Annotated in this window: 15 protein-coding genes; 7 read left to right on the forward strand and 8 right to left on the reverse strand. The window is 69.8% G+C overall.

The window, feature by feature from the left end; all coding sequences use genetic code 11:
- Positions 1–55: 55 nt before the first annotated feature.
- From ACFC0O_RS32335 to ACFC0O_RS32345, 3 genes are all read right to left on the reverse strand, one after another.
- A complete protein-coding gene (locus ACFC0O_RS32335; protein ID WP_364642484.1) occupies positions 56–301 on the reverse strand; it encodes a DUF2630 family protein in 246 nt (81 codons plus the stop codon).
- Positions 298–1,710 (reverse strand): PLP-dependent aminotransferase family protein, encoded by a 1,413-nt coding sequence (locus tag ACFC0O_RS32340; RefSeq protein WP_375964618.1) that lies wholly within the window; start codon positions 1,708–1,710, stop codon positions 298–300. Before ACFC0O_RS32340 ends, ACFC0O_RS32335 begins: the two co-directional genes overlap by 4 nt.
- A gap of 219 nt (positions 1,711–1,929) precedes the next feature.
- Entirely contained in the window at positions 1,930–2,664 is a 735-nt protein-coding gene (locus tag ACFC0O_RS32345) for a DUF4184 family protein (protein WP_375964620.1), read from the reverse strand.
- Positions 2,665–2,747: 83 nt separating this feature from the next.
- On the opposite strand from ACFC0O_RS32345, the gene ACFC0O_RS32350 reads away from it, so the two are divergent.
- The gene (locus ACFC0O_RS32350) at positions 2,748–3,437 is read left to right on the forward strand and encodes a pyridoxamine 5'-phosphate oxidase family protein (RefSeq protein WP_375964623.1); all 690 of its coding nucleotides are present in this window, start codon (positions 2,748–2,750) and stop codon (positions 3,435–3,437) included.
- Between the two features lie 79 nt (positions 3,438–3,516).
- Here the strand turns inward: ACFC0O_RS32350 and ACFC0O_RS32355 are convergent, their stop codons facing one another.
- Complete coding sequence (locus ACFC0O_RS32355; RefSeq protein ID WP_375964625.1) at positions 3,517–4,752, reverse strand: hypothetical protein; 1,236 nt, start codon at positions 4,750–4,752, stop codon at positions 3,517–3,519.
- A gap of 105 nt (positions 4,753–4,857) precedes the next feature.
- Complete coding sequence (locus tag ACFC0O_RS32360; protein ID WP_375964627.1) at positions 4,858–5,631, reverse strand: crotonase/enoyl-CoA hydratase family protein; 774 nt, start codon at positions 5,629–5,631, stop codon at positions 4,858–4,860.
- Positions 5,632–5,696: 65 nt separating this feature from the next.
- Here ACFC0O_RS32360 and ACFC0O_RS32365 point away from each other — a divergent pair, with 65 nt between their 5' ends.
- Entirely contained in the window at positions 5,697–6,368 is a 672-nt protein-coding gene (locus ACFC0O_RS32365) for a TetR/AcrR family transcriptional regulator (RefSeq protein ID WP_375964629.1), read from the forward strand.
- 11 nt (positions 6,369–6,379) lie between these two features.
- Entirely contained in the window at positions 6,380–8,005 is a 1,626-nt protein-coding gene (locus ACFC0O_RS32370; protein ID WP_375964632.1) for an isovaleryl-CoA dehydrogenase, read from the forward strand.
- A gap of 9 nt (positions 8,006–8,014) precedes the next feature.
- On the opposite strand, the gene ACFC0O_RS32375 is transcribed toward ACFC0O_RS32370, so the two are convergent.
- Positions 8,015–8,206, reverse strand: coding sequence for a DNA-binding protein (locus ACFC0O_RS32375; protein ID WP_375964634.1), 192 nt, complete (start codon positions 8,204–8,206; stop codon positions 8,015–8,017).
- Positions 8,207–8,304: 98 nt separating this feature from the next.
- Here ACFC0O_RS32375 and ACFC0O_RS32380 point away from each other — a divergent pair, with 98 nt between their 5' ends.
- The 3 genes from ACFC0O_RS32380 (at position 8,305) to ACFC0O_RS32390 (ending at position 12,759) form a co-directional block, all read left to right on the forward strand.
- On the forward strand, positions 8,305–9,696 hold the full coding sequence (locus ACFC0O_RS32380) for a DUF1731 domain-containing protein (RefSeq protein WP_375964637.1): 1,392 nt from the start codon (positions 8,305–8,307) through the stop codon (positions 9,694–9,696).
- 311 nt (positions 9,697–10,007) lie between these two features.
- Complete coding sequence (locus ACFC0O_RS32385; RefSeq protein ID WP_375964640.1) at positions 10,008–11,519, forward strand: MFS transporter; 1,512 nt, start codon at positions 10,008–10,010, stop codon at positions 11,517–11,519.
- 31 nt (positions 11,520–11,550) lie between these two features.
- Complete coding sequence (locus ACFC0O_RS32390; protein ID WP_375964642.1) at positions 11,551–12,759, forward strand: NAD(P)/FAD-dependent oxidoreductase; 1,209 nt, start codon at positions 11,551–11,553, stop codon at positions 12,757–12,759.
- Positions 12,760–12,767: 8 nt separating this feature from the next.
- Here ACFC0O_RS32390 and ACFC0O_RS32395 read toward each other — a convergent pair whose 3' ends face one another.
- Positions 12,768–15,446: a LuxR C-terminal-related transcriptional regulator gene (locus ACFC0O_RS32395; protein WP_375964644.1), complete on the reverse strand. Its 2,679-nt coding sequence runs from the start codon at positions 15,444–15,446 to the stop codon at positions 12,768–12,770.
- Between the two features lie 549 nt (positions 15,447–15,995).
- On the opposite strand from ACFC0O_RS32395, the gene ACFC0O_RS32400 reads away from it, so the two are divergent.
- Positions 15,996–18,692 (forward strand): LuxR C-terminal-related transcriptional regulator, encoded by a 2,697-nt coding sequence (locus ACFC0O_RS32400; protein WP_375964647.1) that lies wholly within the window; start codon positions 15,996–15,998, stop codon positions 18,690–18,692.
- Here the strand turns inward: ACFC0O_RS32400 and pgi are convergent.
- Positions 18,689–20,329: a glucose-6-phosphate isomerase gene (pgi, locus tag ACFC0O_RS32405; RefSeq protein ID WP_375964650.1), complete on the reverse strand. Its 1,641-nt coding sequence runs from the start codon at positions 20,327–20,329 to the stop codon at positions 18,689–18,691. The two genes, ACFC0O_RS32400 and pgi, sit on opposite strands and share 4 nt — an antisense overlap.
- Between the last annotated feature and the right edge of the window lie 34 nt (positions 20,330–20,363).

A 20,363-nucleotide genomic window follows, 5' to 3' on the forward strand; every position in this document is an offset into this window, starting at 1 on the left:
GTAGCGGGGTGCGCGGGTGCGCCGACCGCGAAATTCGGCCAGCTCCACCCTCGGGCTACTGCAGATAGCCCTCTACCTGGCGGGCGGAGTTGGACTGCGCCTCCTCCGGATTGCGGCCCTGGTCGAGGCGGGCGCGGCGCTGCCGCAGCAGGTCCCAGCACTGATCGAGGGCGACCTCGAGCTCGGCGAGCTGACGGCGTTCGGTCTCCGGGTCGATCTCGCCCTGCGTGTTCTTGGTGCGGAGCTCGTGTTCCTGGTCAACCAGGGTTTTGATGCGCGCGAGGATGTCCTGTTCGCTCATGGGCTCCACTGTACGACGTGCGCCAGCGCATCCCCGGCCAACCGCACCGCGACCGGGAGTTCAACCCGGGACAGGGCGGCATAGCCGAGCGCGATACCGAAGTTCTGGCGCGGGCCGCGGGTGTAGCGGCCCAGCCCGTCGAGGTAGACCCCCGCCTGCGCCGCCGCGGCCACCACGGCCTCCTCCTGGGCGGCCGTCGCCAGCGGTACCAGCAGATGGGAGCCCGCGTCGTCACCGCGCACCTCCAGGCCGCGGCGGCGCAATTCCTCGGCGACGAGTGCGCGGCGCGGCGGCATCTCGCGGCGCAACCGGCGCAGATGCCGGGCCAGATCGCCATTGCGGGCGAATTCCGCCACCACCTGCTGACCGGCGGGTGACGGGCCGGTGCCGGTCAGTTCGCGATGCGCGCGGATCGCGTCGGTCACGGCCGGGGCCGCCACCAGCCAGCCCACGCCGAGGGTCGGGGTGAGGATCTTGCTGGTGGTGCCCAGGTGCACGACCAATTCCGGGGCCAGGGCCGCCAGCAGCGGCAAAGGTGAGGTGTCATAGCGCAATTCGCCGTCGTAGTCGTCCTCGATAATGAGAGCGCCGGTGCGCCGGGCGAATTCGACGAGTTCGATGCGGCGGGCGGCGGGCATGCGCGCGCCCATCGGAAACTGGTGTGCCGGAGTGCAATACACCATTTTGGCATCCAGCGGCAGTTGATCGACCCGCAATCCGTCGGCATCCACCGGGACCGGTACCAGGCGAATGCCCGCGGCCTGGAAGGCCCCCGCGGCCCGCGAATATCCGGGATCCTCGATGGCGGCCACATCGCCGGGACGCAGCAGGGCGGCCGCCAGTTCGCCGACCGCCGTACTGGTTCCGGCCGTCGCCAGCACTACGCTGCCGCTCCCGGCCACCAGCCCGCGATGCCGGAGCAGATGCTCCGCCACCGCCGCGTGATAGTCCGGTTCCCCGGCACGGTCCCTGCGCACCAACGGATTTCGATCCGCGACCGCGCGCCAGGCCCGTCGCCAGGCAGCCGGATCGATCACCTCCACGCAGGGTGCGCCCGCACCCAGATCGAGGAGTCCGACGGTCGGATCGGCCCGCTCGGCGGTGGCGGCCTGCGCGGCCACCGGTTCCGGCGCGGCCGTCAGGTATGTCCCGGAGCCGTGCCGACCGCTCAGCCAGCCCTCGGCGTGCAATTGGTCGTAGGCGGCGGTGACCACGGTTCGGCTCACGCCCAGGCGGGCGGCCAGCTCGCGTGAGGACGGCAGCCGATCTCCGCCGCGCAGCGCACCGGTGGTCGCCGCACCGCGTAAACCGTCCGCGACCTGCACCGCGAGCGGCACGCTCGAATCGCGGTCGACAACCAGCGGTAGGTCGTCGACCACCACCGCACGGTTTTTGCCCGCCTCCGTCATGAAAGTGGTCTCCCCGTTGTCCGGAATCCAGTCGGGTTCAGCTTGCCACTGCCGAGGGTGGTCTGGTTCGAGCGCGGGGCGGTGTTTCGCGGTTCGAGCGCGGTGCGGCCGCGCGATCCACAGCGGGTGTGTACAACGAAATCCATTGGGGTGCCGAACGGCAGCTGTGGATGACTGTGGAATCTTCTGGTGTGCAGGTGTTTACGGAACCGAGTTGGTTCACTCCGGCACGGTGACGGTGTTTCGATCGGGCCGAGTCGCGAAACGCCGCTTGCGCCAGTCGCTTACGGTGACGAGCACTACCCAGGCGATGAAAAGTAGTGCCGCGCCTCGCATTGCGCCGACCAGCAGGTGTCGGACGCAGTCGTAGAGGCTGATGTCCACGACCGGGTCGGTGGCGGCGATGGCGGCACCTATCGCCGCCGCCGTCGCGATTCCCGTGACCACCCATTTCCGTTGCGCTGCTGTCGGTCCGGGCTCGGCGCGGCGGAACCAGCGCAGGGTGAACCAGGTGAGTATGAGCAGTCCGCCGACGGAGGAGAGGTAGCCGATGACGTTGTACACGCGATGCGGGCCGATAACGGACTCGCGCATCGGCTCCCAGTGCTGGACCACCACACCGTCCGTATGGGTGAACGCGTCCCAGGCGAGATGAGTCAGCGCGCCGACCAAGATCGCGGCGCAGGCGCGCCACCAGCTGGTTCGGCTCGGCGCGGCCGACCGGCCGAGCAGGGACAGGACCGGGCGGCGGAGTATCCGGCCCAGTGCGAGCAGGGCCACTCCGAGCAGCAGATCGATCGGGAGCCCGACGGGTGAATGGGTCAGCTCGCCATCCACGCCGATCGGGAGGTAATACGGCATATCGGGAGCGAGACTGCCCGCCACCAGGCCGGGGAGCCACAGCTTGCGAGCCAGCGGCAGCACCGCGGCCGGATGCGCGAGTGTGAACGGCACGAGTGCTCCCCCGAAAAGTGGTCTTTCATTCTTGCTTCGAATTGGATATTCAGTAATGCCAATGCGCGCGCGATGCTGGACGTATGACCGAGCCAGCCACCCGGACGCCATTGTCACCCACCCCGCGCAGTGCGCTCAACCGCTCCAGGGAGCGCGGAGCCACCGACCGCGCCGAACTCGACGCGGTGCTCGACGCCGGGCTGCTCTGCCACCTCGGCGTGGTGCTCGGCGGCAGCCCCGTCGTGATTCCCACAACCTATGGGCGCGAGGGGGACACGCTGTACCTGCACGGCTCCACCGGTGCGGGCAACCTGCGCGCCGCCATGACCGGGGACGTATCCGTGGCCGTCACGCACCTCGACGGCGTGGTCTACGCGCGGTCGGCCATGCACTTCTCGATGAACTACCGGTCGGCCGTAATCCACGCCCGCCCGGTCGAACTCACCGATCCGGAGGAGCGCATGCACGGCCTGCGCGTGATCGTGGAACACGTGGCTCCCGGTGCGTGGGATGCGGTGCGCTCACCGAACAAGAAGGAAATGGCCGCCACCATGGTGCTCGCCCTCGACCTCACCGAGGCGTCGGTGAAAATGCGCACCGGCGGACCCCGCGACGAGGAGTCCGATATCGCCGCCGGGGCGGCCTGGGCGGGCGTGCTGCCACTGCGTCAGGTGTGGGACGCCCCGATCGATTCAGCCGACCTCGCGGCGGGAATCGAAGTGCCGGAATATGTTCGGGCGCGTTCGGCGGAGAGCGTGAGCGCGGGATTCTGACGCGGCGGGCTTCATTCGCGGGTGTGGATCCCGGCCGAAAGCATGCCGGGATGACGGGGGGCTCGGTGGATTTGGGGAGCTACCAGCGAGTTCCGGTGAGACCGAGGTCTGCCAAAGCCTTGTCCGCCAGGGCGGCGGGTGATTGGGCGGCGTCGGGGTCGAGGCTTACTACCGAGAGGGTGTAGGCGTCGGCTATGCGGGTGAGGTAGCCGGAGAGGCGGGTGCGGGGGAGGCGATCGGGGCGCAGGCCGGGGTGGATGGCGCGGGCGGCGACGCCGGTGCAGGGGTGCGGGCCGAGGGACAGCAGTGAGTCGGGGAGGGTGCCGATGTTGGAGCACAGGATGTCTCGTTCGCCCGCACCCTTGGCCAGGGCGTAGGCCCAGCGGTCGGGGATGACCTGGAGGAGTTCCTCCGGGATGCCGCCGGGGCTGGTCATGCGGTGTTCGTAGGCGGTGCGGGCCTTGCGGCGCAGGGTGGCGGGGGTGTCGTCGCGGGTGATGACGATTTCCGTCATGGCCATGTCATTGTCGACGCGCGGTTCGTCACGGGTGTCGACCGGGAGGCTGGCCGTGATGGTGGATTCCTGGAAACCGCTGTCCCACAGCATATTCGCGATGATGTGCACGAAGAGGCTATTCGCGGTGCCGTCATGGGCGACCGCGACCCGATTCCAGTCGCGGGCGGATACCTGCGTGATCGCACTGCGGGTGACCGGCACGGAACGACCATCGGACCACGGTGCGGTCCGATCGCGCGGGGGTTCCGGGCGTTTCGGCAAACCTCGGCGCAGGGCGCGGGCGGTGCCGCCGATGACGGTGGCCCACTGTCGGCGGGCATCGGCCCAATCCGTATGTCCCGCAACGGGTGCGGCCAGCGGGGTGCCCGCCAGTGCGTGGTCGATGGCCAGGGTCAGTGCGCGGCCGTCGGCGAGGGCGTGCGAGCAGGTCAGTGACATCACGCAGCCGCCCTCGAGCAGTTCGGTCGCGGACACCCGCCATCCCGGGCCGATCTCCGGGTCGAGGTCGTCGCCCTGTGCGTCGGCCCAATCCAGCAGTGCCGCAGCGGGAATCGCAGTCTCCGTGAGTGCGGGCGGATGCGCCCACTCGGTGGTCTGCCAGCGCGGCCGCGCTCCCGGCACCCGGGATCGGATCACCCGCCGCCCCAGCGGTCCGGTCCGCAGGGCCGCGTGAATCCGCGCCAGCAATTCCCGATCGACCGGATCGGCGGTACGCCAAAGACCCTGCAACGCGATCGGGGTACCCATGCCCCGATGCGCGCGCAGGAACATCTCGTCCACCACGCTCAGCCGATCCATCGCAGCGCAGCGTACCGGTCCGGGCCGCGGATCCGCCCGCCCGCGGCCATCGGCGGCTCGCCGGTATCGATGAGCCGATTCGGACGCGCTTCCCGCGCCGGGAAGTCAGCTGGGCTGACCGTGCCGTCCCGCGCCGGAGGCGAAGCGCTGTGCGCCCTCCAGCGCGCCGTCGGCCAGGGCTTTCAGGCCGTGGCGGAGTTCATTGGTGATGGCGGTCGGCTCGTCCAGGCCGTCCTGTTCCAGGGCGGACATGCGGTCCGAGCGGAGGCAGGTTTGCGGGAGGGCGGCGAGTTGCAGGGCGAGTTCCTCTGCGGCGCGGCGGGATTCGCCGTTCGGCACCACCTGGGTGGCCAGGCCGATCTGCAGCGCCTCGGTGGCGGAGACGGCGCGGCCGGTGAGGATCAGGTCCATGGCGCGGCCGTGGCCGATGATGCGCGGCAGCCGGACGGTGCCGCCGTCGATGAGCGGGACGCCCCAGCGGCGGCAGAAAACGCCGAAGGTGCTGTCCTGCTCCGCGATTCGCAGATCGCACCAGAGCGCGAGTTCCAGTCCGCCCGCGACCGCGTAGCCGGAGACCGCGGCGATGACCGGTTTGGACAGGATCATGCGGGTGGGGCCCATGGGGCCGTCGCCGTCCTCGGTGACGACATTGGAGCGTTCGGTGCCGAGCCCCTTCAGGTCGGCTCCGGCGCAGAAGGTGCCGCCGTCGCCCCAGAGCACCGCGACCGCCGCGTCGGGATCGGCGTCGAAGTCGCGGAAGGCGTCGGCCAGGGCCTGGGCGGTGGGTCCGTCGACGGCATTGCGGGCCTCGGGGCGGTGCAGGATCACGGTGGTCACGGGGCCATTGCGTTCGACTCGTACGCTCACGGGCTCGACCATACGCCGTAAATACGGGCGGCGAACAGGTCTTGCGCAAAGAAATGAATCAGTGGTTCACTTCTTGCGTGGCCTACCGCAGAACCCCCGCCGTACAGGCCCGCCTCGATGCCCAGGCCGGATCGATCGTGCGGGCCGCCATGACGGTGCTCTCCCGCGACGGCTTCGCCGGACTGTCCATGGCGGCGGTCGCCGCCGAAGCGGGTGTCGCCACCGGCACCGTCTACAAAACCTTCAGCGGCAAAGCCGAATTGGTCACCGCCGTCTTCCGTGAGGTGGTCACCCGGGAGGTCGCGGAAGTGGCCGCGGCGGGTGGTGCGAGCAGCACCCGAGCCGATGCCGACACCGCGGACGGCGGGTCGATCACCGCCATCGCCGCTGATCCCGACCTCAGGTCGGCTCGGCAGCGGGTCATCGCCGCCGTCGAAACCTTCGCCGGACGCGCGCTGAAGAACCCCAAATTGGCCTACGTACTCCTCGCGGAGCCGGTGGACGCCGCCGTCGACGCGGAGCGGTTGCGCTTCCGCCGTGCCTTCGCGGAGACCTTCGAAGCCGCGGTGGCCGAGGGCGTGGCCAGTGGTCAACTGCCGCCGCAGGATCCGCGCACCAGTGCCACCGCGCTGGTCGGCGCGATCGGTGAAGTGCTGGTCGGACCGCTCGCCGAACAGTTGGAGAGTGAATCGGTGGTGCCCGAACTCGTCGCCTTCGCGCTGCGCGCGCTCGGCGTGCCCCAGGAATAAGGAGTCCTCGCATGCATACGCATGATGTGTTCAACCAGGCCCCGGACATCGTGCCGTTCGACAATTCGCGCAACCCCGCGCTCATCGAGGGGCTGCATCGCGAGGGCGCGGGCTGGGCCGAGGCCGAAGTGCGCGAACTCGGCGCGCTCGCAGGCGGTGTCGAGGCGCAGGAGTGGGGACGGCTCGCCAACGCGTACCCGCCCGTGCTGCACACCCACGACCGGTTCGGCAATCGCGTGGACGAGGTGGAATTCCACCCGCACTGGCACGATCTGATGAAAGTCGCTGTGGCGCATGGCCTGCACGGCTCACCGTGGCAGGACGAACGGTCCGGCGCGCATGTGGCGCGCGCGGCCAAGTTCTACACCTGGGGTGTGGCCGACGCCGGGCATATGTGCCCGATCTCCATGACCTACGCGGTGGTGCCCGCGCTGCGGCACAATCCGGAGCTGTCCGCGCGCTTCGAACCGCTGCTGGCCTCGCGCGAATACGACTACGGGCTGCGTGAGCCGTCCTCGAAAGCCGGTCTGATCGCCGGTATGTCGATGACCGAGAAGCAGGGCGGCTCCGACGTCCGCGCCAATACCACCACTGCCACACCGCTTTCCGACGGCACGTACCGCATCGTGGGCCACAAGTGGTTCACCTCCGCGCCCATGTCGGATATGTTCCTGACCCTCGCGCAGGCGCCGGGCGGGCTCTCCTGTTTCCTGCTGCCGCGCGTGCTGCCGGACGGTTCGCGCAATACCCTTCGGCTGCAACGCCTCAAGGACAAGCTGGGCAATAAGTCCAACGCGTCCTCGGAGATCGAATACGAGAACGCCATCGGCTGGCTGGTCGGCGCGGAGGGCGCGGGCGTGAAGACCATTATCGAAATGGTCAATATGACCCGCCTGGACTGCGTGATCGGCTCCGCCACCGGTATGCGCGCGGGCGTGGCTTTCGCGGTGCACCATGCCCGGCATCGAAAGGCGTTCGGGGCCAACCTGATCGATCAGCCCGCCATGCGTAATGTGCTGTCCGATCTGGTGGTCGAATCCGATGCCGCCACCACCGTCATGATGCGGCTGGCCGGTGCCACCGATCGCGCCGCCGCAGGTGACGAATCCGAGGCCGCGTTCCGGCGCATCGCCTTGGCGATCACCAAGTACTGGGTGTGCAAGCGCGCCCCCGCGCACGCCGCCGAAGCCCTGGAATGCCTGGGCGGCAACGGATATGTGGAGGAGTCGGGCCTGCCCCGCCTCTACCGCGAGGCCCCGCTCATGTCCATCTGGGAGGGCTCGGGCAATGTGGCGGCCCTGGACGCGTTGCGCGCCATGGCCCGTCAGCCCGAGAGCGTACAGGCGTACTTCGACGAGGTGTCGCTGGCGCGCGGCGCGAACGCCGCCCTGGATACCGCCATCGACCGCATCGGCAAGGAACTCACCGATCTCGCCGATATCGAATACCGCGCGCGCCGGGTCGTCGAGCAGATGGCGCTGGTACTGCAGGGCTCCCAGCTCGTCCGGCACGGCAACCCCGCCGTGGCGGATGCCTTCTGCGCCACCCGATTCGGCGGCGACTGGGGCATCGCCTTCGGCACGCTGCCCACCGGCGTCGACACCGCGGCCATTATCGAACGCGGCTTCGTCGCCTGATTCGCTGGATCAGCCGAATGCCAGGCCCTGCTCCGCGAGCGCCGCACCCAGCAGGCGAATCGCCTTGGGTCCGACGCCGTGCAGGGCCAGCAGTTCGGCCTCGGGCACTCCCGCGAGTTGTTCGAGCCGCGAATAGCCCGCAGCGGTGAGGGCTCGGGTCGCCGGCGCACCGATGCCGCGCGGCAGGGGCGAATCGCTCATGGCCCGCAGTGTAGGCCGGGGGACCCGATACGCGTTCGGTTCCCAATGCGACCAAGCCCACGCTTCCGGCCCGGCCCCAGCGGTTATAGCGTCGGTGTATGCCTCGTACAACGATGTACAGCCAGTGGGTCGCCCTTCCGCCCGAGCGGATCTGGGCCGTACTGGGTGATCCGGCTCGCTGGCCCGAATGGAATCCGGCCGTCACCTCGGTGACCCTGCACGCCGCGCCGGGTGCCGGGAGTACGGGCGACTATCTGCCGCGCGGTCGTGCGAGCGAGGCGGTGCACGGCCGATTCGCCAAACCGTTCACCATCGCCACCTTCGTGCCCGAGCGGGAACTGACGCTGGAACAGCCCGAACCCGCGGGCACCATGCGATTGCGCTGGACGCTGACCCCGCGCGACGGTGGCACCGAGGTCACCCAGCAGCTCACGTTCAGCGGAGCGTCCGCGGCGGTCGCGCGCAAGGTGGTCGGCGGGCTACTCGAGACCGACGCGCACACCTGTTTCGCCCGGCTGGCCCGCCTGGCCGGATTGCGTCCCGCCGCGGACGCGCTCACCGTGGTGATCGCGGGCGGCACCGGCGCGCTCGGCCGCACCCTGGCCGCAGACCTCACCTGCCGCGGGCAGCGGGTGCGCATCCTGACCCGGCGCGCGGTCGCCGAACTGCCCTACGCGCAGTTCGAATGGGATGGTCGCTCGATCGGGGAATGGGCTGCGGCACTGCGTAATCCGGGACCGACGGCGATCATCAACCTGGCGGGCAAGCTGGTGGACTGCCGTCCCACCGAACGCAATGTCGCCGAATTACGGCGCAGCCGAGTCGATTCCACCGCGGTACTGGTGGAGGCGTCGAAAACCCTGGAACGGCCGATCGCCTACTGGGTGCAGGCGAGCACCACCGCCATCTGGTCCGATGCCGGTGAAATCCGCTGCACCGAAAGCACTCCGCTGCCGGACCCGGGACTGCCGCAGATGACCGGCGTCGCACAACCGTGGGAGGAAGCCTTCGAAGGCGCGAACGCCGAACATCGCACCGTCCTGCGCACCTCCATCGTGCTCGATCCGGACGCACCCGCCATGAAGCGACTGGTGGCCCTCACCAAGGCCGGACTCGGCGGCAGCGTCGGCCCGGGCACCCAGTGGTTCAGCTGGATCCACCTCGACGATTGGCTGGGCATCGTGCGCGCCGCCTTGGGCCTGGATCCGACCGTGACCCTGCCCGATGGAATCGTGGTGGCCGCCACCGACTTCCCGGTGCGCAATAAAGAGCTGATGACCGCGCTGCGCCGTCAGCTGCGCCGCCCCTGGTCACCGCCCACCCCGGCGGCGGCGCTCACCATCGGCGCGATCTTCCTGCGCACCGATCCGGCGCTGGGCCTGACCGGACGGCACGCGACCTCGGAGGTGCTGCGGCACAGCGGATTCCGCTTCCGCTATCCGACCCTGGACGAAGCGCTGAGCGATCTGCTGCCCGCGCGCACGAAATAGCGGCGAACCAGAACGCCCCCGGACATCGAGATGTCCGGGGGCGTTCCGGTTTCGGGGAAGGCGGCCGGAATCCCAGGCACCCGAGCGGGATTCGACCGCTGCCGCCTCCATAACTATCGGCTATGGCGAACCGGATCGGAGGGTTTCGCCGGGATTGACACCCGATCGGACTGCTTCCGAGGGCAGTGACCTGCCAGATTAAGGCATTCGTCCGATACCGCCCCGGCCCCCGCGCCCCTAGCGTTCACGGTGCGGTACACCGCCCCGATCGGGCCCATCGTGCCGCTGTTGTGAGAGAAAGGGTTTGGCCGATGGACATCGCCGCCCAGCGTGATCCGCGCCGCTGGCTCATCCTGATCGTGCTGTGCCTGAGCACCATGGTGCTGGTCATCGACACCATGTCGCTAACCGTGGCGGTCCCGGCCATCGCGCGTGAGCTGGACGCGGACGCGGCGCTGATCCAGTGGGTGCTGGACGCGTACACGCTGGTCTTCGCGGGTCTACTGCTCACAGCGGGCAGCCTGGGCGATCGCTACGGGCGGCGCCGGGTCATGATCATCGGCCTGCTGCTGTTCGGCGCGGCCTCGCTGGCCGCCGCCCTGGCCGCGAATCCGGAACAGCTGATCGCGGCGCGAGTCGGCATGGGCATCGGCGCGGCCATCATCATGCCGGGCACGGTATCCATCCTGACCACCGTCTTCGCCGCGGACGAACGCTGTCGCGCCATGGCGGTCTGGGGCGGTGTCTCGATGCTCGGGCTCATCGGCGGACCCATCCTGGCGGGTGCGCTCATCACGCAATTCGGATGGGGCGCGGTCTTTCTGATCAATGTGCCGATTACCGTGGTGGCGGGCATCGGGGCGCTGGCGCTGCTGCCCGAATCCCGGGGGCCGTGGCGTACGCCCGATCCGATCGGCGCGGTGCTGTCCGTGCTCACCACGGTGACCTTCGTCGCCGCCGTCATCGCCTGGCCGCGGCACGGTTTCGACGGCCACACCGCACTGCTGCTGGTCACCGCGTTCGCCGGTGCGATCGGCTTCATCGCCTGGGAGCAGCACACCACCGCGCCCATGATCTCGCCGCGCCTGTTCCACGAGCGGAACTTCACCGGCGGCGGGATCTCGCTGCTGCTGGTGCAGCTCGGCAATGGCGGACTGCTGCTGGTGCTCACCCAATATCTGCAATTCGTGCGGAACTACTCGCCCGCCGAGGTCGGGCTGACCTTCCTGCCTATGGCCCTGGCCTCCCTGCTGTGCAACGGCATCGCGGTCCGGCTGGGTGCGCGGATCGGCGGCGGCACGCTCATCGGCGCCGGAATGCTGGCCATGGCGGCCGGATCGGCGCTGCTGGCCGAACTCCCCGAACACGGACCCGGCTTCACCGTGCTGGCGCTGTGCGTACTCGGCGCGGGCAGCGGACTGGCCGTACCGGCGGCGGCCGCCATGCTCGCGGGCACCCTCCCGCCCGCCGACGCCACGCTCAACGACAGCGTGCAGCAGGCGGGCGCGGCCCTCGGCGTGGCCCTGCTGGGCAGCCTGCTCGCCGACCGCTTCAGCGCGCGCATGCCCGAGAACGCCCCGGAAGCCGTGCGGCACTCGCTCATCGGCGCGCTCTCCGAGGCCGCGCGCACCGAGGACACCGGCCTGACCGCCCTCGCGCACCGGGCCTACGGCGCGGCCGTGCACAGCACCTTCCTGACCGCCGCCGCCGGAATCGCGGTCGCCGCCATCGTCGTGCTCACCGTGCTGCGCGAACGGAAACCGCAGAGCCAGTGCGATTTCGAGAACGCCGGCGTGCCACGGGCGGCGCACCTAGCGGGCTGAACCGCACACGACCGCCGAGAGGGGCGAGACCATGAGCATCAACCACCACATCGTGGTGCTGGGCGCCGGATACGCGGGCATGATGAGCGCGCTGCGGCTGTCCCGCCGGATGCGGTATCGCGGCGATGTGCACATCACGCTGGTCAACCCGTCCCCGCGCTTCACCGAACGCCTGCGCCTGCATCAGCTCGCCGCCGGGCACACCCTGCACGACCTGCGGATCGAACACCTCGTCGACGGCACCGGCATCGAATTCATCTGCGGCACCGCGACGGTCATCGACACCGAGATCCGGCAGGTCCGCGTGGAAACCCTCGGCCGGGTGCGCGTGCTCGACTACGACACCCTGGTCTACACGCTCGGCGGCATCACCGAGGTGAACGCGGTGCCCGGCGCCGATCAGCACGCCTACCCGCTCGATACGGTGCGACAGGCCGCGACGGTGGCGCGGCGGCTCGCCGACCTGCCCGCCGGCGCCGCGGTCACCGTCTGCGGCGGCGGGCTCACCGGTGTCGAGACCGCCGCCGAAATCGCGGAAGCCCATCCCGGACTGCGGGTTTCGCTGATCAGCGACGGCGAGCCCGCCGCCACGCTGAGCCCCGCGGCCCGCGCGCACGTGTACGACCGCTTCGACCGGCTCGGCGTACGGGTGCGGCGCGGCATGGTGACCAAGGTGCTACCCGACGCCGTCGAACTGAGCGCGGGGGAAACGACCGACCTGCTGTCCTCGGACCTCACGCTCTGGACCACCGGGGTGCGCGCGCACGCGCTCGCGGCGGAGTCCGGAATCGGCACGGACGCGGCGGGACTCATCGTCACCGATCCCAGTCTGCGCGCGCGGACGCATCCCGATATCTACGCCGCGGGCGATGCCGCCGCCATCCGGCAGGCCTGGGGACAGGTGGACGCGACCGCGCAGAGTGCGGTGCCTTCCGGTGCGCACGTGGCGGATTCGATCGCCCGGCAACTGAACGGCAAGGAGCCCAAGCCGTTTCGCTTCGGCTACCGGTATCGAGCGGTCAGCCTCGGCCGCGGCGACGGCGTCGTCGGATTCGTGCGCGCCGACGGCGCACCCCGCCGCCGGGTGCTCACCGGTGAGTCGGGGGTGCGCTACAAGGAGCTCATCAGCGCCCGGCCGCCCCGGGTGTTCGCGCACACCACGGGGCTTTTCGGCCTGCTCCGGCCCACGGGGGCGACCAAGGGCGGCCGGGCCACCCGCAAGCCCGCCGACGGCCGGTGATGCGGTATTCAGTCCAGGCGCAACCGGGCCAATTCCACCCGGCTGGTGACGCCGAGCTTGCGGAACGTCCTGGACAGATGGTGACCGACGGTCTTGGGCGACAGGAACAGTCCCGCGCCGATCTCCTTATTGGTCGCGCCGGTGGCCGCCAACCGCGCCACCTGCAACTCCTGCGGGGTCAGATCGGCGACCGGACCGCGCGAACCCTCCGGAATCGCGCTCGCGCCCGCCGCCCGCAATTCCTGTCGGGCCCGCTGCGCCCACGGCTGCGTCCCCAGCCGCTCGAAGATATCGAGCGCCTCGCGGAGTTCGGTGCGCGCGGCGTCATTGCGCCGTTCCCGCCGCAGCCATTCACCGTAGAGCAGGCCCGAGCGCGCGCGATCGAACCATCGGGTGCCGATATCATGCAGATCCATTGCGCGCGCGAAGGATTCGGCGTCATTGTGCAGCAGCCCGATGCTGCGCCGCAGCAGCGCCTCCGCCCACGGCGCCTCCAGCGCCTTCGCCCACAGCCGCAGCTCATCGAGCGAATCCGTCACTCGCTCCGGCTGATTGAGGCGAACCGCGCATTCGATGCGATCGGCCCGCACCACCAGCCACTGCGCGGGCTGACTGGTGGGCACCTCGAGCAGCGCGTCCAGCCGGTCCAGCGCCTCGGCCCAGCGGCCCGCGCCCATATCCGAAAGCGCCAGCGCCCAATCGAAGTGGGCGCGATGCGTGGACGCCAGATCGGTGCGCGCGAACGCCGAATCGGCGAGTTCCCGGCAGCGCTGCTCGGCACCGGACACCGCCGCGAGCATGGCCAGGTTCATATCGGCGTGCACCATTCGAATGGGCTGATCGGTGTTCTCGGCGATCCGCCTGCCCTCCGCGGAGAGCAATTCCGAATCGCGGAACCGGCCCGCCAGGAATTCCACCTGCCCCAGCATCAATTCGACCGGGGCCAGCCAGCCCAATCTGCCCTGCGCACGGCACAATTCGCTCAACTCCACCAGAATCCCGCGCGCGACCTCGACGTCGCCGATCACGATCGCCTGGGTGGCCAGCACGAAACGCACCGCCGGTTCATGATGCCGAATCTGCTCCGGCAGCAGGCTATTGCCGCGCAACAGGGCGATACCCGCCGACGGATCGGGTTCCAGCAGGGCCAGCGTGCCGTCATAGGCGCCCAGGAACTTGTCCCGGTCCGGACTCGGCGGCAAACCCGCGAGCATGCCCCGCGACACCCGCATCCCCGCGATATCACCGTTCGTCCAGGCCACCCGGCCCGCGTCCAACAGCATGGCCGCGGCCCGCAATGGTTCGGCCACAGCGGTTTCCGCCGCACCCTCCTGCAACAGCCGCAGCGCGGTGGCGGGGGAGCCGTGCTCGAATTCGATATGCGCGAGCACCGAGTACAGCCGGGCGTGATGCACCGGATCCCCGGTCAGCTCCCGGGCCTGCCCGGCCAGCCGCCGCGCCCGGGCGAACTGCCCGGCATCCGCGGCGGTCTCCACCGCCCGCACCAATCTGCGAGCGCGATCGGCCGGATCGGGGGTGAGCCGCGCCGCCCGCTCCCACGCGGTCGCCGCCGCACCGTGCCCGGTCCGCACACAGGCCCGCTCGGCAGCGGCTTCCAACAGCGCCGCAACGGATTCCACCGGTCCGGTGGTCGCGGCGGCCAGATGCCAGGCATGCCGATCCGGATCCGCCGCCAGCGCGACGGCCAGGGCCGCGTGCACGGTGACCCGATCGGATTCGGTCGCCGAGCGATAGGCCGCGGCCCGCAACAGCGGATGCCGGAAGGCCACGGACTGCCCGGTCACCGTCAACATGGTGCTGTGCTCCGCCTCGGCCAGCGGCTCCGGGCCGATACCCAGGGCGGAAAGCACCCGCAGCACCACGCCGAGCTCACCCCCGGCATCCGCGGCCGCCACCAGCAGCGCCAGCCGTGCCCGCGCCGACAGATGCGCGATATGACCCTGATAGCCGGACAGCAGCCGCTCGGACAGCGCAGGCGGACCCACCGGCACCGAATCCAGGTTCATACCGGGCAATTCCAGCAGCGCCAGCGGATTACCCGCCGACTCCTCCACCACCCGATCCCGAATCTCCATGGGCAACTGCGGCATTCGATCCGCCAACAGTGCCCGGGCCGCCTCGGTGTCCAGGGGCGAGAGCGTCAACAGCGGCAGCGCGGGCGCGGAGAAATCCGGGCGACCCGCGAAAAGTATGGCCACACCCTCGTTTCCGAGCCGCCGCGCGGTGAACATCAGGGCGTCGATGGACGGCTGATCCACCCACTGCGCGTCATCGACCAGAACCAGCACCGGTCCCAGCGCCGACAACTCCGCCAGCAGCGACAGCGTCGCCAGGCCGACCAGGAACCGCTCCGGATGCGCCGCGTCCTCCAGACCCAGCGCACCGCCCAGCGCCAGCCGCTGCGGCTCCGGCAGCAGATCCCGCAGATGCAGCGCGGGCTCCAGCAACTGCCGCAAGCCCGAGAACGCCAATTCCGCCTCGGTCTCCATCCCGGTGCAGCGCAGAATCCGCCACTGCGGGTCCACCAGCTCCCGCGCCCGCGCCAGCAGCGCCGACTTACCTTCCCCGGGACCGGCGATCAACGCCAGCACCCCGCTCCGCCCCCGCCCGGCCTCCGAAAGCACCGCTCCGATCCGCTGTTCTTCCCCCATCCGGCCGTACAGCACCCAGAAAACCTATCCGCTCGGCCCGACACCATTCGCCGCGAGGCTCCGGCCGGCCGCCGCGGCTGCCTACCGCGCCGGTCGATCACCGAAGTCTCGAAGCACTCTCATCGCGGCCCGATGTGGCCGTATTCGCGACCACGGGGCCCCTCGGTTATCGCGGTCGGCGCGGTAACCCGTTAACGCCGTTCACGATTCGGCGCGAGCAGTTATCGCGCCCTGGTCGCGGGGCCGTCCGGTGCACGTCCAGCTCAGGACCTCGCGAGGTGATGACCGTGCGGCGGGAGAGTGTCCGGTCTCTCATATCGGCCGTGGACGGGGTGCTGCGGCACCCGTGTGATGTGCGACGCCGGTGACCCCCGAGCGGGTCGCCCCGGCGAGTCGGATCCGACTCGCGGCCCGGGGGTGAAAGCCGTTGTGCCGGTCGTCATCCAGTGCGCACCGCACCGCGCGCAGCGGGTCAGGCGGGTATTCGGCCGGGTCGCGGTCGCCGCGAACCGCAGCGCAACCGTCCGATTTCCGGACGTATCGGGTTTGCCGAATCGTCACACGATGCATAGGTTGTCGCATGTGCTGTACGGTCGCTTCCCCGAAGTGCAGCAGATCGGAACGCTGCTCGCCGCCGCGCGAAAGGGCCGCAGCGGCGCGCTGGCCCTGTCCGCCGAGGCGGGCGAAGGCAAATCCGCCCTGCTGCAGTACGCCGCCGCGCAGGCCGCCGAGTGGCGAATCCTGCGCTGCTCCGGCATCGAGAGCGAATCCGAACTACCCTTCGCCGGACTGCACCTACTGCTCGGCACCGCCCTCGATCGCCTCGATACGCTGCCCGAACCACAGCGCAAGGCACTCGGCGGCGCACTCGGACTCGGCCCCTCCGACGGCGCCGACCGCTTCCTCATCGGCGTCGCCACCCTGACCCTGCTCGCCGAACTCTCCGCCGACGGACCCGTGCTCTGCCTCATCGACGACGCGCACTGGCTGGACCGGCCGTCGGCCGACGTGCTGCGCTTCGCCGCCCGTCGACTCGGCGCCGAAGGCATCGTCATGCTCTTCGCCGGGCGCAAGGAATTCGAGCTCAGCGGTCTGCCCGCACTGCGACTCGGACCGCTCGACGCCGCCTCCGCGGCCGCCATGCTCGCCGAATGCAGTCCCGGACTCAGCCCCGACCAGCGCGACCGCGTACTGGCCGAGGCCGCCGGAAACCCGCTCGCCCTGCTCGAATTCCCGCGCATGAACCGCGACGCCTCACCCGCCGCGCCCCTGCCGCTGCCGCTGCGACTGCGCAGCGGCTACGAACGCCAGATCGCCGAATGGACCATCGGCGCGCGGACCGCACTGCTCGTCGTGGCCGCCGAGGAAACCGGTGACCTCGGCGTCGTACTGCGCGCGCTGGAGCTGCTGGGCCACCCGCCCGCCGCGCTGGACGAGGCCGAACAGTCCGGCATGGTCGCCGTCACCGAACACACGGTGAGCTTCCGGCATCCGCTCAAACGCTCGGCCGCCTATCACGGCGCGTCGTTCACCCAGCGGCTCGCCGTGCACGCCGCCATCGCCGAGGCACTCGCCGACGATCCCAGTCGCAGCGCCTGGCATCTCGCCGCCGCCAGCACCGGGCCCGACGAAAACGTCGCCGCCGCACTGGAATCCGCCGCCGAACGCGCCCGCGAACGCACCGGGCACGCCTCGGCCGCCGTCGCCCTCGAACGCGCCGCCAACCTCACCCCCGACCCGGCCACCCGGGCCCGGCGACTGGTGCTGGCCGTGGAAACCGCCGCCGACGCCGGGCATACCGAACGCGCCCGGCAACTCGCCGACGACGCCGAACAACTGCCGCTCGACGCCGTCGAACGCGCCCGCGTCGGAAGTACCAGGGCGCTACTGGAATTCGAGCACGGCTCACTGCACCGGGCGCATCAGCTGATGATCGCCGCCGCCGTCGAAGTCGCCGACATCGAACCCGAACGGGCCGCCTGGCTACTGGTCGAAGCTGGTCGAATCGCCTGGACCGCAGGCGATATCGACGGCGTGTACGCCGGACACAAACGACTCACCGCGCTGCCGGAGGAAGTGAGCGCACCGCTGCAAGCCGCCCTGCGCGGCGGGCTCGCCATCCTGGAAGGTGAACTGGCGGAGGGCATTTCCCTGATCCGCGCCAATGTCGCGTTCAGTCGCAGTGTGCCGCTCGAAATGACCTCGCTGCGACTGGCTTTCGCATTGCAGGCCGCCCTCATCGGCGATATGCAGGTCGCGCGCGAACAATTGACCGAACTCGCCGACCTGGCCCGCGCGCGCGGCATGATCGGCTGGTTCCCGGCCATCGGCACCACCCTGGCCACGTCCGAACTCATTCTCGGGCGACTGCGCGAAGCCGAGCTCATGGCCACCGCCACCGCCCGCATCGCCGCCGATATCGGCCAGCCCTCCCGGGTCGCGGGCGCCGAATCGGTGCTGGCCATGATCGCCGCCATCCAGGGCGACGCCGACCGCTGCCGCGAACTCGCCGACCGCAATCTGCGCAACGCGCCCGGTGATCACAATGCCGTCGACGCCACGCACTGCGAATGGGCGCTCGCCCTGCTGGATCTGGGCCAGGGACGGTACGAACAGGCGCTCGGTCGACTGGATGCCCTGCACCGCGCACCCGCGCAGGCCCGCGGCCACTGGACCGACCTGCTGCGGGATCTGATCGAGGCCGCCGTGCGACTGCGCAGACCCGAACGCGGCGCGGCCGCCATGGCCGAAATCGAAGCCTGGGCAGCGGCATTGGACACCCCGTGGGCATCCGGGATCATGCTCAGCTGCCAGGGCATGCTGCGCGGCGACGGTGAATTACTCGCACAGGCATTGGAATTGCATCTGGCCGCCGACCGGCGCTATGACCACGCGCGCACCGCCCTGGTCTACGGCGAATGGCTGCGCCGCGAGCGACGCATGAACGAGGCCCGCATCCACCTGCGGCAGGCCCTGGAAACCTTCGACCGGCTCGGCGCGGCACCGTGGGCCGAGCACGCGCGCATCGAATTGCGCGCCGCCGGAGAGGGTTCGGTGCCCGAACCGGAGAACGATATGGCCGCCCGGCTCACCCCGCAGGAACTTCAGGTGGTCCGGCTCGCCGCGGGCGGCGCCACCAACAAGGAGATCGCCGCCCAACTGTTCCTCAGCCCCAAAACCGTTGGCCACCACCTCTACCGAGCTTTCCCCAAGCTCGGCGTCAGCAACCGGGTGGAGTTGGCCCGCCTGCCCATCGGCTAGGCGCGGCGCTCGCGGTACCAGCGGATCAACGCGTCGGTGGATGAATCGGACTGCGGTGCGGGATCTTCGGCGGAGGTGAGCAGCGGCTCCAACGCGAGGGCCTGCTGCTTGCCGAGTTCGACGCCCCACTGATCGAAGCTGTCGATACCCCAGATCGCGCCCTCCACGAACACCTGGTGCTCGTAAAGTGCGATGAGCTGACCCAGCACCGACGGCGTCAGCTTGGGCGCGAGAATCGCGGTGGACGGGCGGTTGCCCGGCATCACCTTGTGCGGCACCAGATTCGGATCGGTGCCCTCGGCGGTGATCTCCTCGGCGGTCTTGCCGAACGCCAGCACCTTGGTCTGCGCGAACAGATTGCTCATCAGGATGTCGTGCATGCTGCCGGTGCCGTCGAGGGTCGGCAGATCGTCGGTGGGACGGGCGAATCCGATGAAATCAGCCGGTACCAGCCGCGTACCCTGGTGCAGCAGTTGATAGAACGCGTGCTGGCCATTGGTTCCCGGTTCGCCCCAGAAGATCTCACCGGTCGAGGTGGTCACCGGCGTGCCGTCCGAGCGCACCGATTTACCGTTCGACTCCATGGTCAACTGCTGCAGATACGCCGGGAAACGCGCCAGATCATTCGAATACGGCAGCACCGCACGCGATTGCGCGCCGAAGAAGTTCGAGTACCAGACCCCGAGCAGGCCCAACAGCACCGGCGCGTTCTCGCTCAGCGGCGCGGTGCGGAAATGCTCGTCCACCCGGTGCATGCCATCGAGGAATTCGGCGAACCCCTCCTTACCGATGACCGTCATCACCGACAGGCCGATGGCCGAATCCACCGAATAGCGGCCGCCCACCCAATCCCAGAAGCCGAACATATTCGCGGTGTCGATACCGAAATCGGCGACCCGCTGCGCATGCGTGGACACCGCGACGAAATGCTTGGCCACCGCGTCCTCGCCGAGCGCGGCCACCAGCCAGCGCCGGGCGGCGGTGGCATTGGTGAGCGTCTCCAGCGTGGAGAAGGTCTTGGACGCCACGATGAACAGCGTCGTCGCCGGATCGAGGCCGTCCAGCTTCGAAATCAGGTCCGCCGGATCGACATTCGAGACGAATCGCGCCGAAATGCCCGCATCGGCGTAGTGCCGCAGCGCCAGATACACCATGGCCGGACCCAGATCCGAACCGCCGATACCGATGTTCACTACCGCGGTGATGCGTTCCCCGGTCGCGCCGCGCCACTCGCCCGAACGCACCGCATCGGTGAAATCGCCCATGCGGCGCAGCACTTCGTGCACCTGCTCGCCCGCGTCGACCCCGTCGACCATGACGACCTGCCCGGCCGGAACCCGCAGCGCCACATGCTCTACCGCGCGATCCTCCGAGGTATTGATGTGCTCACCCGCGAACATGGCGTCACGATGCGCCGCGACCCCCGCGGTTTCCGCCAATTCGACCAGCAGATCCAGGGTTTCGCGGGTCACGCGATGCTTGGAGTAGTCGATGTGCAGGTCCGCGACACCCACGGTCAACTCACGCCCGCGGCCCGGATCCTCCGCGAAGAACTCGCGCAGGTGACGTCCGGCCAGGGACGCATGATGGTCGTGCAGTTTCCGCCAGGCCGCCGATGCGGTGATGTCGCTGCTCACGCTCGCCGAGGTTACAACCACCCTTCGCTACGCG

This window comes from Nocardia sp. NPDC056100 (assembly GCF_042266325.1).
Taxonomy (GTDB): domain Bacteria; phylum Actinomycetota; class Actinomycetes; order Mycobacteriales; family Mycobacteriaceae; genus Nocardia.

Coding starts and splice junctions, on each gene's coding strand:
- ACFC0O_RS32385 (WP_375964640.1), top strand. CDS start 10,008: ATGGACATCGCCGCCCAGCGTGATCCGCGCCGCTGGCTCATCCTGATC.
- ACFC0O_RS32355 (WP_375964625.1), bottom strand. CDS start 4,752: ATGGATCGGCTGAGCGTGGTGGACGAGATGTTCCTGCGCGCGCATCGG.
- ACFC0O_RS32360 (WP_375964627.1), bottom strand. CDS start 5,631: ATGGTCGAGCCCGTGAGCGTACGAGTCGAACGCAATGGCCCCGTGACC.
- ACFC0O_RS32375 (WP_375964634.1), bottom strand. CDS start 8,206: ATGAGCGATTCGCCCCTGCCGCGCGGCATCGGTGCGCCGGCGACCCGA.
- ACFC0O_RS32370 (WP_375964632.1), top strand. CDS start 6,380: ATGCATACGCATGATGTGTTCAACCAGGCCCCGGACATCGTGCCGTTC.
- ACFC0O_RS32335 (WP_364642484.1), bottom strand. CDS start 301: ATGAGCGAACAGGACATCCTCGCGCGCATCAAAACCCTGGTTGACCAG.
- ACFC0O_RS32380 (WP_375964637.1), top strand. CDS start 8,305: ATGCCTCGTACAACGATGTACAGCCAGTGGGTCGCCCTTCCGCCCGAG.
- ACFC0O_RS32350 (WP_375964623.1), top strand. CDS start 2,748: ATGACCGAGCCAGCCACCCGGACGCCATTGTCACCCACCCCGCGCAGT.
- ACFC0O_RS32400 (WP_375964647.1), top strand. CDS start 15,996: ATGCATAGGTTGTCGCATGTGCTGTACGGTCGCTTCCCCGAAGTGCAG.
- ACFC0O_RS32340 (WP_375964618.1), bottom strand. CDS start 1,710: ATGACGGAGGCGGGCAAAAACCGTGCGGTGGTGGTCGACGACCTACCG.
- ACFC0O_RS32390 (WP_375964642.1), top strand. CDS start 11,551: ATGAGCATCAACCACCACATCGTGGTGCTGGGCGCCGGATACGCGGGC.